Consider the following 12,191-nt stretch of genomic DNA (forward strand, 5'->3'; position numbering starts at 1 on the left):
TAAACGAACGATAACCGCGCTTTGTTAGGGCTTACCATGCCGATATTTCCTGAAAACTTGGTTGCAAGACCTTGAAGCTATCTGATGCATTTGCTTCCCATGGCCAGATGCCATCGACAGTGGGAAAGACTAGCTGCAGCGCAGGGTAAGTAGTTCCCTCATATAACCAATTGCAAGAAAGCATAAATTCTTCTTTAAATCTATTTGCTACGGGTTTAAAGCAAACTTCAAATCCATCGAGAAACCCTTCATAAAAACCTTCTTCCGTAAAAACTTCACCTTCTTGGGTACGGCGATTATATTCATTTGCTATCCAAGAAGATAATTCACTTTTTAGTCCAAGAATGATCACTTCTGGGTGACCTTCCTGCCTATTGATACCGGTGGTGTATGTGAAATTAGGATCTTCTTCTTTGGGGTCAAACACAGAGGTGACATGGCAACCGTATTTTTCAATGTCTTCAATAATCTTAATTTCTGCTTGATTCATAAAACTTCCTTTGAGTCCAAACGCCTCAAGAAGGGGCGCTCGCAGTTTGCGTGTTCCTCTGGCTGGCTTTGTTATGCGCCCGCTCTATATTCACTTTCTTTCGTTAATCTGCAATTCGCCTTCGGCTATAGATAACTTAAGCTTTAAAGGCTGCTCCTTACCAAAGGAAATGAGAGACTGACTGAGTTTCTCTCTATCTTTAGCGGATACTTGAAATTCTTCTAGATAATACATATAACCCACCAAATCTTCTTTGGTGAGTTGTTTGCTATCAATTAGAGCAACTACCTTATAATTCAACAGCCCTTTGACATCTATTGGCGCATGACCAATAAATGGAGATAGAGATCTGATTTCTTCTTCAGAAGGGATTGAGCTAAACTTCTCTTGATATATAGCTATATGGTAAACGTCTCTATTGAAATCGAGTAAACGAAATACAGAAATCTCATCACTATCTTTTGAAACTCCCGCATAATATCCTCCCCATGCGACGTCAAAATCTAAGTATTCATTCACCTTCTTATCTTCTCCGTAAGCAAGTGTAAATTGCATTAAAAGAAACAGTATCCAAAATTTATTTAGCATAATCATCCATCTAATATTCGCATAACGCCTTGCTAAGGGACAGCCGAAACGCAGTGTAGGTTGTCCCGCGGAGGCCGCGCCTTTTGCGGCCGGAGTGAACTTGAGCAACTTGTTATAAGCCATTCGGTTCGCTTTGCTCCGTAACTAGTTTAAATAGCTTTTCAATTGTGGGCTGGCTACTTTTATCCTTGGGCTCAATTGACACCCCATTTGGAAAATCATTGTATACGAAGTTTAGAATTACGCCCTCGTATTCAATTTCCCAAAGGTGCATATCAGGGCCTTCGATTTTCCTTGCTACTTTAGCGCCTATTTGCTCAGTATACTTCTTTGCAAACGGAGGAAACGTTTCCCAATTTCCTTCTTCCGTAAGCTCAATGCTTTCGCAGCCGGAAGCCATTTTCTGCTTTTTTGGGTTAGCGAATGTAATCATAATTGATGCTTATAACGCTAAGCCGCGCCGCGTTTGTGTCCCAGCATGGCACGAAGTGACATGCGTATTAAGTGCCTTGTTAGGTGCCATAACCATAACTTTAAACTACCTTTGACCAAACATTGGGCCAACGTACGGACTTTTCTGAAGCTGAAAGCTTTTTAGGGCTGACCGTTACCGAAGGCTTGAGTTGGAAGCGTCGTGCAAAAAGCCGTTTGGATACTGCGCCTCTAACTACTCCATTTTTCTCATTTGTAACTGCAACAACATCATGGCAGTTGTCGCATTCCCAAAAAGTCGCTTGGCCTGAGCCTTGTTTAAGTTGGTTCATTGTTTCTTTAGGCGAAAAAGAAATAGTGCCGTTTACATCCGAAAGGTAAGCAAGACCGCGTGAAATGCAAAAATCGCAGTCACATTCACGTGCCTGATACTCTTCTATTGGCGAAGGAAAATTGGCGACAACTGTGATCTTTCCACAAGAGCATGATGTTGAATAACTCATTACATCCTTTCCTTTTCCAAAGCACCTAACATTTTTAATAGTGCGCATGCGCGTTTAGACAATTCCAAAATTTCGCCAATACCTTTTTATAAGCAATTGAAAAATAATGCTTTTATAAAGCTATTCAGAAAATCCAAATCTAGAAAAACGAGCATGCGCGTTATTTCATCTTTCTTTTAGGTAAGCACTGCCTGTTATTTTTACTGCGAATATTGTTATCCATTGATACTAAAACGCTTTTTCATTTCTTGCCAGTACAAACGCGCAATACTGTGATTATTTTTTAGGCAAATCGAGCGAATCATTAGCAATCTCAAAAATAAACTGTATGGATGTGCTGGTTTTTGGTGATTCTTTACAGGGTATGTCTGATGGTTTTGTACTGGTCAGCTCTATAAATTGTTGATGACGAGTTCGCTTGAAGTTGCTCGATTAATCCCATCCTAACCTCCTGAAAAACTCTCTTTTAAAGGGTAATGAGAAGGAATGAAATAACCGCATTTTTAATAAGTTGCCCCAATTGCTTTTATGTTTTCAACAATATAATGAGGTTCACATAGAGAGTCAGCTCAAAGCAACAATGGGGTACATAATGGATAAGCTCGTAGACAAAATTACGGAATTGGATGGCTTTTTTGATGAGTTAAGTGATCAGGATAAAACGACATTAAATAAGCAAATCAATTCAATCAAAACGAAATTAGCAAATGTCGCTAGGGAATACGATAGTGTCGCTTCAAAAAGTATAGATGTTAGTAATTTCGAGGAAGATGAAACTTTTATTAGCACAATCAATGCGATTGCCGGTCTGGAACGTCAGTTACAGGCATTAGACATTGTGCTGGCGAAATTAAGCAAAGAAAGTAGCACTATGCCCAAACAAGGTTTGAAAATTATCAGTGAACGCCTTCCTTCAGAGCGAGAAATGGCATTAATGAACTACCAAACAGCTGTATTGGGCTTGATTGATGATACCCGTTGTATCTTGGGTAATAAAATTGTGAAAGGGGTATAGTGCTATGGTAACCAAAGCAGACAGATATAACTTAGCACTTAGTGATATTCAGTCATTGCGAAATATCATGCGGGATAATGATAACGCGGTAGTGGCATACCGATTGAGAGATAAGGGTAATCAGTTTGCTCAAAGAGTCGCTCAAAACGAAAGAAACCACATATCACCAGAAGGGCTGTTTTCTGATATCCAGTCCGCTTTGACAGGAGTGCAATCTTATTCTGATCCCACACTCATAAACAACGTGTACCTCAACCATAAAGCATTATTTGACGCTCTTTATGGAGGAGACTCTCAAAGTGCAGTCAGATTTTACTCTCGTTATAATGGGGCTCGAAAAGACGCTTTCAGACTCCTTTCAGTTTACGGTACGGCATTAGCGTCTGATGCCTTTCCTACTACTTATTTTCATAAAGACATCTTTGGGTTATTTCTACGACAAGCCAAAAATATGGTTCATGGTACAGGTGATCACTATAATACAGTAGGAATGTTTAATGAGGAGTACACTAAAAATAGAATATCCTCAACGGCATCAATAGTATTACGTCTGGCGTTTGGCAATGTAAATTATCCGTATAACATGATTTGGAACCCACGTTCATTAGTAAGCACACTGCAGCTCTCAGCTATGCATCATTCCGACCATATTAAGCAGCGATTTAGGGATGACGACGGCGTAAGTTTATACAATGGTTCTTCAGTTGCTTTTACTTTGCTGACTTTCTCTTATTTTATTGCTCGTAGAATGCTGGAAAACAATGAAAGCATACAAAGGGTAAATAATTGGTACTTTTATTGGAAAGTTGTAGGTTCTTGCCTTGGCCTGAGCAACGACCACATGCCAAGTAACCACGCTGAATCAATACAACTAATGAATGAATTTTTGCAGCACCAAGATACTTTGGTGGACATCGCAAATATGTACAACAGCATAGATGATGATCGAAACTATCATATGGATCAAAACAATGCTCGCACTTCATATTTAGCGTATTTAGACAACAATGGGTGTCGCTTTGGCACAAAAACCATGCATAACGGACATGCGGCTGACTTAGCAGGAATGCTGAGTGCTGTGTGGGGGATAGGTATTCATAGATCAACTGCATTAAGTTGGCTCAGATCTATGATAGTGGCTCGCTTGCCATCTCAGATAGGGCCTGTTGCCCATATGGCCGCAGTTGGAATAGTGGCTTATTTCGTGCAGCAACGTTTGAATACGACTGCTTAACAGGCTGATTTTTTGATCTAGCAAAAAGGGATCACATGAAGGCAAATGTCTGATGGCGCTGCGCTTATCAAACCTACATATCGCTGTTTAAGACGAGTAAATTTGAGGCTGCTGGACTGCCCCCACCCTAGCCCTCCCCTTGAAAGACATAAGGGGAGGGAACATGAGAGTTCGTCAGGTGTGAAACGCTTTTAAATGTAAAAAGAGGCAATTAGCTACTGGTGAAAATTCTCGACACGCTTTTAAATGCAGTGACGGAATGTGCGAAAGGACTCAAACGATTTTTTGCTTACTTTTAAACAGAGAGTTTTGTGGCGCTACTCTTAAATTCAAATAAGAAGTTACCCGCTTAGCCTTTCCCAGAATTAAAAAGCGGAAAAATGCTCCCCAAACAAAGCCAATGAAAAGCACATACCCAAACCTCAGGCACAATAAAATAAACTTGTTCCATAATAACCAAAATACAACTTTTACTGTAAACTAAAGTTGTATTTTAGAAGGCAAAGGGAAGAAACATAAGCGCTTTTTGGCTGGTACGCTTTTAAACGTAAAAAGAGGCAATGAGCCTGTCAGCAAAAAATGCTCGACACGTTCCTGAATGTGCGAAAGGATTAAAGCGACCTTTTGGTTACTTTTGTGGTGCTAGACAAAAGTTACCCGCCTAGCAGGGCGGAAAAAACCTCCCCAACCAAAGCCATTCAGAGGAAACAAAAATCACCTCGGGCAAAGATTATAAACCTCCCCAATCAAAGCCATTCAGAGGAAACAAAAATCACCTCGGGCAAAGATTATAAACCTCCCCAACCAAAGCCAATCAGAGGAAACAAAAATCACCTCGGGCAAAGATTAAAAAAACCTCCCCAACCAAAGCCATTCAGAGGAGCCCGAAAAAAATTCGGGAAAGAAATAGAAAAACCTCCCCAACCAAAGCCATTCAAAGGAAAAATGAGCTCCCTCGGGTTCAATTACCGCTTTTTAATCTTATAAGGTGAAGGATCCTGCGGATTCTTCTGCGTTTTAAACCGTCGATGTGACCAAAAATACTGATCAGGTTTGGTTTCGATTTGTTTCTCTATTAGCGAGTTAAGTAGGGTGGCGTCCGCCACGTCGTCTCCTGTTGGGTAGTCTTCGACTTCTTGTAATGACAGTAAGTAGCCATCTTTGGTGCGTCCGTAGTCGTACATTAATATGGTGGCACCGGTGGATTTCGCCAAGCGGCTGATGTGTGAGATGGTGGCGCATTCACGACCATAGAAGGGGGCAAAGACGGAGTTTTTACGTCCGTAATCCTGATCGACCGCGAACCAAACGGCTTTATTGTCTTTTAGTGAGCGAAATATCTCTTTGGTGTTTTTGCGCTCAATGGTTTTGCTGAATACGGCTTGGCGTTGGCGTTCCATCACCCAGTTCATCACACGATTTCTCTGCAGCTTGTAAATTGGGTGAACGTCGATGAAGCGCGCAATCTGAGTGCCGCACAGATCAATAGAGGAAAAGTGTGCGCCCACTATGATGCAGCCTTTGCCGTTTGCGACGGCTTTTTGAACCACGTCATGATCGTTAAAAGTGACTTTTTGTGCTGTCTTTTCAGGGCGGCGAAACCAAGCGGTGAACATTTCAAACACACCAATGGCCATGCTTTCAAAGTGTGCGCGAGCGAGTTTTTCTCTGTCCGATTCTGTCATATCGGGGAAGCAGATTTGCAGATTGGTGTGACAAATCTTTTTACGTCGACTGCTTAGGGCATAGTGAAGCTTGCCAAGTCCTGTACCTAAGGCTTTTTGAATGGTCCAAGGTAGGTGGCTGAGTAAATAAGCGATGCCCATGCCCAGCCAAGTCGGCCAATGTCGTGGCGCCATAAATTTGCTAATGTTTTGGTTTAATGTGGTCTTTTTAGCCATGATAACCTGCCAACAGCGCCGTCCATTGTTCGTCTGTTACTGTAAATTCTGGGTATTTCGTTGCTTCTTTGTCGAATGAGCGTTTTAGTCGGTCAAGATTATTTTGCATCCAGCTTGTGTCGCGCTTTCTTTGTTGGCATTTATCAAAGTCGATCAGCCATACTTTGCCGGTGTTATCTATCATGATGTTATGACAGTTTAGGTCTGAGTGGAAAATACCTGCTTGATGGAAGAGGGCAATGACACGGCCAATTTCGTTCCAGTTTAGTTGATCATTTTGTTGCTGTTTTATCAGCTCAAATAAATCCGTGGCCCCTTCTATAGTAGCAGTGAGCAATTCTGCTTGATAAAAGCCTTTGTTGATACGACACATACCAGCAATGGGTTGGGGTACAGGTAAACCCTGATTGCGCATGACTTCCAGTAAGCTTAGCTCTTGCCAAGGACGAGTGCGATGGATACCAGCAAACATAAAGTGACGCTTGCTCAGTTTGGCAATCAGGCCACCACGACGATAGCGCCGCAACACAAATTTACCGTATTGGCTGTCGATAAACCACACATCCCCACGGCCAGTTCCGGTTCCTTTGATTGCATTTTGTTGGTGCCAGAAATCGGTATTAAACCAGTCTTGTGTGATGGGCAGTTGGGCGGCGCTCTGCATGAGATATTGCTGAGCCTTCGTGTTAATCAGTCGTGGCATCTTGCTCGCTTAGTGTAATTCTTATGTTGTGTTCAGAAATTTGGACACTTTCCATTATGGCTATTCTATAATACTTGCCGACGTTAAGCAGCCCTAGAGGAAGAGATGCAGCAAGATAAAATTCAACACCTGGCCGTTGTCCGTTTGTCGGCGCTGGGTGACGTTTGTCATGCCATGGCCGTGGTGCAAGCCATTATGAAACAACAGCCTGACATGCAGGTAACTTGGATAACCTCACCCCTTGAAGCCAATCTGGTTCGCTTGCTGCCCGGCGTTGACGTTAAAGAGTACAATAAGAAAACTGGTTTTAAAGGCATTTGGGCCTTGCGCAAGCAGCTGGCTGGAAAAGAGTTTGATGCTTTATTGCATTTGCAATGGTCACTGCGTGCCAGCTTGTTGACCTTGGCGGTCAAAGCCAAACGACGCATTGGTTTTGCCTTATCTCATTCCCGTGAAAAACAGCATTGGTTTGTGAATGAATTGGCGCCTGAACCACAAGGTGAACATGTGTTGGATTCCTTTCTCTCGATCGCCAGTGTGTTAGGCGTGCGTGTCCCTAGTTTGCCTTGCGACTTGATCTTGCCCGATCATGATGTTGATTTGCCCGAGCACTATGTGGTGGTCAACCCTGCGGCCTCAAAAGCAGAACGAAATTGGACCTTTGAGGGTTATCAAGCCTTATTGCAGCATTTGTTAGCCAAGGGGAAGGTGCCTGTGTTGACTGGAGGGCCGGCTGATAATGAGCGGGAATTGGCTGAAGCATTGGTTGCGCAAACCTCTTCTGAGGTGATCAATTTGGTGGGGAAAACCCCATTGAATGTGATGCTGTCGGTATTGAAAGGAGCCCAGTTGGTGATCAGCCCGGATACCGGGCCTGCGCACATGGCGACCTTAGTGGGTACGCCTGTGTTGGGCTTATATGCTCATTCCAACCCACAACGCACTGGGCCATATCGTGATTTGGACAAGGTAATCAGTGTGTATGAAGAAGGCATCGCCAAAGAATACGCTAAACCTTTGGCGGAACTGCCTTGGTCGACTCGCGTGCATGACCCTGAGGCCATGCAGGCCATTCGCATCGACCGTGTTTTACAGCAGGTTGATTTGCTGATTTAACTCACTTAAATGAAAGAGAGTTAGTTTAACCCTTGCTCAGCCAATTTAAGGTCGAGGGTGGCTTTCAATAAGCGATACAACTGAATTGAGGCGTCAATTTCTTCTTTGCGATTGGTCAAGCTTTCGATATTGAGACCCAAGGGAACACCAAGTGGTAGGGCCACTTCAATGATTTGTTCTAAGGCACTACGGCAAATTTTAATGGATTCATCCAATGGGGTTGCCGAATCCAAAATACGGTGCTTGGTAGCCTCTGGAACCGAAATGCCAAGCCATTCCATGAATTCCAAGGTTTTGGCGCTGCCACAAGGGGTGAAGGTCAAAATAATGCGTTTCGGTGTGTTGCCTTGTTCTTTGCAAGTGCGCGCATAACGACTGATCAGGTCAGCAGTGGCTTGCGGATTGTAGACGGCTTGTGAAATGAAGAAGTCGCAACCGGCTGCGGATTTTTTGATGATGCGCAGGTGCTCGTCGCCTTTCTTAGCATGACGCTCTGCGATGGTCACACCGCCAAGGTTAAAGTCGTGTGTAGAGGCCGCTAGGGTTTTGTAAGCTTCAGGAAGTGGCAATTTGATGTCGCCATCAGAGGAAGGTGAGCCAACCAAGACCAGATCACGAATACCAAAGTCTTCCCATGCTTCGGTTAACCAGCCAGAAAAGGCTTCTGCGCTGCGAGATGATACAGATTTGTAAGTGACAACTGGCTTGTCAGACGCTAAGTGAAGGCGTTTTGACCAAGCGCGTGGGTCATGCGTTTCCATGAAAGGGAAAGGTCTTGGCTTATCGATGCGACTGGTTTCGTCCTGAATGTCATAGACAATCAAACCGTCCACATCAATGTCAGCTAAGCGATTTAGCAGTTTAGTGCTGATCTCTTGCAGTTGTTCTTCTTGTACAGAGGATTTTGGTGGTGTTGTACCGATAAAATAGACGCCTCTGTTTGCATCTTGAAATTTTCTTGCTAATTCCGATTTCATAATGTCACACTTTTATTTTATGGAGGCGATGTTAAGGCCCCAAATTTATTCAATAGGGCTATTCTATCAGTGAATGATTTTCACGGCTTTACTGTGAAGTTGAATATTATTGAAGTTAAAGTGAGATAGGCTAATTTGTTAGCTTATGAATAAAGGTATGGAATAAAGGTATGGCAGCTATGATCGACTTAAAGCACTTGCCAAGTAACAATGATTTACCTCCTGTAGACACCTGGAAGCCCGATTTTTGTGGTGACATGGACATGCTGATTAAAGCCAATGGGGATTGGATTCATGAAGGTGGCAAGATTCACCGTAGCGCTATGGTGAAACTCTTTAGCCGTATATTATGGCATGAAGACAATGAATACTTTCTGGTTACACCTGTCGAAAAAGTGCGTATTCGTGTGGAAGACGCGCCTTTTTTGGTGAATCGCTGGCGCACGGTAGAAACGCCGCAAGGGGCAGCGATTGAGTTCACCACCACGACCGACGATGTCATGGTGTTGGGCGTGGACACGGATCTCTTCATGGCGCCCTTTTATCAAAAAGAGCAGCATCAAGAAGAGCAGCTAGGAGGAGAACAACAAGAAGAAGGGCAACAAGGAGAAGGGCAACAAGGAGAAGGGCAACAAGGAGAAGAGCGACCTTACATTGACATGCGTTATGGTATGAAGGCATTAATTGCGCGCAACGTGTTTTATGCCCTCGCAGAACAATTGCAGCCAGTTGCTACTCAAGCAGGTTCGGGCCAAGGAATAATCAGTGCGGGTAAAAGCTATCTTTTGTTGAAAGAGGATTAAGGTATTTGCCTGAGGCTGAGTTATAATCTCGATGATGCGTTTTTGCAGTCTAATGAATTCATTCTGAGGTGTTTTTTTGTTATTCGAAGATTTTGGTTTTGATAATCGTATTATAAAGTCTATTGGTCATTTAGGGTTTGATGAGGCAACCGACATTCAAGCTCGAGCCATCCCCGAAGCCATGGCTGGCCGTGATTTATTGGCCTCTTCGAAAACAGGCTCAGGTAAAACATTAGCCTATTTGCTGCCCGCTCTGCATCGTGTCTATAAAAAACGTGCTTTATCGCGGCGTGACCCAAGGGTAGTGGTTTTGGTGCCGACACGGGAGTTAGCCAAGCAAGTGTTTGCCCAGCTGCGTTTGTTGTTGGCGGGCAGTCGTTTCACTTCGGTATTGATTCTTGGCGGTGAAAATTTTAATGATCAACATAAGTCATTACAGAAAGATCCGCATTTTATCGTTGCTACGCCAGGGCGTTTAGCGGATCATTTAAAACAACGTCACCTATACTTAGAAGGCTTGGAATTATTAATTCTCGACGAAGCTGACCGTATGTTGGATTTGGGGTTTGCCGATGCCATGCGTGCCATTAACGCCGCGGCGAATCACAGACAGCGCCAGACTTTGTTTTTCTCTGCTACCTTAGACAACACAGATGTGAATGAGATGGCAGCGGAGTTGCTCAAAGAGCCATCTCGTGTGGCCATAGGTCAAGGTTACGATGAGCATAAAGACATTCAGCAACACGTCTTGCTTTGTGATCATTTGGATCATAAACAAGCATTGTTGCAGCATATTTTAGCTGAGCAAACCATCAAACAAGCCATTATTTTTACCGCCACTAAAGCCGATTCGGTCCGTTTGGCGGACTTGGTTGCCAGTTGGGGAATGACCACCCAAGCCTTGAATGGTGACTTGTCGCAAGGGGCGCGCAACAAAGTGATGGAAAGTTTCGCCAAAGGCCAGTTTACTGTATTGATAAGTACCGATTTGGCGTCTCGTGGTTTAGACATTGCCAACGTCTCCCATGTTTTTAACTTCGACCTACCTAAACAAGCTGAAGAGTTTGTCCATCGTACTGGCCGAACTGGTCGTGCGGGTTTCAAAGGCGATGCTTATTCTCTGGTTGGCCCAAAAGACTGGTTAAGTTTTAAAGCCATAGAAAGTTTTTTGCAGCGCAAATTTGAACTGGAAACTGTGCCATCTTTGCCTGCCACTTTTAAAGGCTTGGCTCCTAAAAAGCCTAAAATTGCCAAGCCCGTCCCTAAAAAGCACAGTAAAGCGCCGCGTAAAGCCGCGCAGAAGAAACGCCATTCCTCGGCCAGATCGACTGCTTTTCATGACGGTCGTCAGGATGGTTTTGAAGCCTTTAAATTACCAGTAAAGCGCAGTAAGAAAACGGATTTGGGTGATGAGTAAATGCGAATTTATGGCATTTACTCATCTTTCAAAAAATCGCATGATATTGATCTGAGTGAGAACGATAGTCACGCTTAAGATTGGTTGTACGGAGATACGCTTATTAATCGTTTGCCCCCATTGAATTCATTAAGGTGTTTTGAGTCCGCTGCACGTCATGGCAGCTTTAATAAAGCGGCTCAGGAATTGTCGGTTACGCCTTCTGCGATTAGTCATCAGATAAAAGGATTAGAAAGTTTTCTGGGCATAGAATTATTCCGTCGCACTAAACGTAAAGTGGTGCTGACGGAAGCAGGGGAATCTTATCTAAAGCCCATTAAGGGTATTTTTGAACAGTTAGAAAGTGCCACATCTGAATTGATGAGCCAACAAAAAACAGGTTCATTACGATTGGCGGTGGCCCCCGCTTTTTTAACGCGTTGGTTAATGCCGCGTATGGAAAGCTTTCAGGAAAACTATCCAGACATTGAAATTGAAATCAATTCTCTTACAGGATTAGTGGATTTTTCTACCCATGACATCGATATGGCCGTCTACTTTGGTCGTGGTGATTGGGAAGGCATTGAGGCCCATTATTTGCGTCCTTCTCGACTGGCTCCGGTGTGTAATCCACGTTTAATTAAGCCTGATCGACCTATTAATAAACCTGAAGACATGCGTTTTTATCCATTGTTGCACGTTACTAAGCGTAAAGATGAATGGAATGATTGGCTGAAACAGCACGATCTTGATCCGAAGCAGTTTCGTCGTGGTTTGATGTTTTCCAGTGGTTCATTAACCGCCGGGGCTGCGGCGCAAGGCTTGGGTATCTCACTATCCGATCCGGAATTAGTCATGCCAGAAATTGTTGATGGCACCTTGCGGGTCTTGTTTGATCAACACTTGATTACCGACAAAGCCTTCTATCTGGTCTATGAGAAACGCCGCTCTGTCACACCAGCAATGCTGGCCTTTAAAGAATGGATTATTGAAAAAATGGTGGTTTATGATGAGGAATAAGGCTTCATCTAAC

13 protein-coding genes are annotated in these 12,191 nt (G+C 43.6%); 6 read left to right on the plus strand and 7 right to left on the minus strand.

Annotation, left to right across the window (positions count from 1 at the left end; all coding sequences use genetic code 11):
- Nucleotides 1–31: 31 nt before the first annotated feature.
- From ABXS85_RS00130 to ABXS85_RS00145, 4 genes are all read right to left on the minus strand, one after another.
- Entirely contained in the window at nt 32–490 is a 459-nt protein-coding gene (locus tag ABXS85_RS00130) for a DUF4262 domain-containing protein (protein ID WP_353668021.1), read from the minus strand.
- A gap of 90 nt (nt 491–580) precedes the next feature.
- Nucleotides 581–1,201 carry a hypothetical protein gene (locus ABXS85_RS00135; protein WP_353668022.1) on the minus strand — a complete coding sequence of 207 codons (621 nt, stop codon included), beginning with the start codon at nt 1,199–1,201 and terminating at the stop codon, nt 581–583.
- Nucleotides 1,191–1,511 carry a DUF3630 family protein gene (locus ABXS85_RS00140; RefSeq protein ID WP_353668023.1) on the minus strand — a complete coding sequence of 107 codons (321 nt, stop codon included), beginning with the start codon at nt 1,509–1,511 and terminating at the stop codon, nt 1,191–1,193. Before ABXS85_RS00140 ends, ABXS85_RS00135 begins: the two co-directional genes overlap by 11 nt.
- A gap of 100 nt (nt 1,512–1,611) precedes the next feature.
- On the minus strand, nt 1,612–2,013 hold the full coding sequence (locus ABXS85_RS00145) for a hypothetical protein (RefSeq protein ID WP_353668024.1): 402 nt from the start codon (nt 2,011–2,013) through the stop codon (nt 1,612–1,614).
- Nucleotides 2,014–2,605: 592 nt separating this feature from the next.
- Between ABXS85_RS00145 and ABXS85_RS00150 the strand changes: the two genes are divergently transcribed.
- Together ABXS85_RS00150 and ABXS85_RS00155 are read left to right on the plus strand one after the other, a co-directional pair.
- A complete protein-coding gene (locus ABXS85_RS00150; protein ID WP_353668025.1) occupies nt 2,606–3,028 on the plus strand; it encodes a hypothetical protein in 423 nt (140 codons plus the stop codon).
- Between the two features lie 4 nt (nt 3,029–3,032).
- Nucleotides 3,033–4,262 (plus strand): hypothetical protein, encoded by a 1,230-nt coding sequence (locus ABXS85_RS00155; RefSeq protein WP_353668026.1) that lies wholly within the window; start codon nt 3,033–3,035, stop codon nt 4,260–4,262.
- Nucleotides 4,263–5,227: 965 nt separating this feature from the next.
- On the opposite strand, the gene ABXS85_RS00160 is transcribed toward ABXS85_RS00155, so the two are convergent.
- On the minus strand, nt 5,228–6,163 hold the full coding sequence (locus ABXS85_RS00160; protein ID WP_353668027.1) for a lipid A biosynthesis acyltransferase: 936 nt from the start codon (nt 6,161–6,163) through the stop codon (nt 5,228–5,230).
- Nucleotides 6,156–6,866 (minus strand): 3-deoxy-D-manno-octulosonic acid kinase, encoded by a 711-nt coding sequence (locus ABXS85_RS00165; RefSeq protein ID WP_353668028.1) that lies wholly within the window; start codon nt 6,864–6,866, stop codon nt 6,156–6,158. The genes ABXS85_RS00160 and ABXS85_RS00165 overlap by 8 nt, the downstream gene beginning before the upstream one ends.
- A gap of 105 nt (nt 6,867–6,971) precedes the next feature.
- Here ABXS85_RS00165 and ABXS85_RS00170 point away from each other — a divergent pair, with 105 nt between their 5' ends.
- The gene (locus ABXS85_RS00170) at nt 6,972–7,982 is read left to right on the plus strand and encodes a glycosyltransferase family 9 protein (RefSeq protein ID WP_353668029.1); all 1,011 of its coding nucleotides are present in this window, start codon (nt 6,972–6,974) and stop codon (nt 7,980–7,982) included.
- 20 nt (nt 7,983–8,002) lie between these two features.
- On the opposite strand, the gene ABXS85_RS00175 is transcribed toward ABXS85_RS00170, so the two are convergent.
- Nucleotides 8,003–8,959, minus strand: coding sequence for a hypothetical protein (locus tag ABXS85_RS00175; RefSeq protein ID WP_353668030.1), 957 nt, complete (start codon nt 8,957–8,959; stop codon nt 8,003–8,005).
- A 170-nt stretch (nt 8,960–9,129) separates the two neighbouring features.
- Here ABXS85_RS00175 and ABXS85_RS00180 point away from each other — a divergent pair, with 170 nt between their 5' ends.
- The 3 genes from ABXS85_RS00180 (at nt 9,130) to gcvA (ending at nt 12,178) form a co-directional block, all read left to right on the plus strand.
- On the plus strand, nt 9,130–9,762 hold the full coding sequence (locus ABXS85_RS00180; RefSeq protein WP_353668031.1) for a DUF1285 domain-containing protein: 633 nt from the start codon (nt 9,130–9,132) through the stop codon (nt 9,760–9,762).
- Between the two features lie 76 nt (nt 9,763–9,838).
- Entirely contained in the window at nt 9,839–11,179 is a 1,341-nt protein-coding gene (locus ABXS85_RS00185; protein WP_353668032.1) for a DEAD/DEAH box helicase, read from the plus strand.
- A gap of 84 nt (nt 11,180–11,263) precedes the next feature.
- Nucleotides 11,264–12,178 carry a transcriptional regulator GcvA gene (gene gcvA / locus ABXS85_RS00190; RefSeq protein ID WP_353668033.1) on the plus strand — a complete coding sequence of 305 codons (915 nt, stop codon included), beginning with the start codon at nt 11,264–11,266 and terminating at the stop codon, nt 12,176–12,178.
- Nucleotides 12,179–12,191: the final 13 nt, after the last annotated feature.

This window comes from Marinomonas sp. THO17, assembly GCF_040436405.1.
Classification (GTDB): Bacteria; Pseudomonadota; Gammaproteobacteria; order Pseudomonadales; family Marinomonadaceae; genus Marinomonas.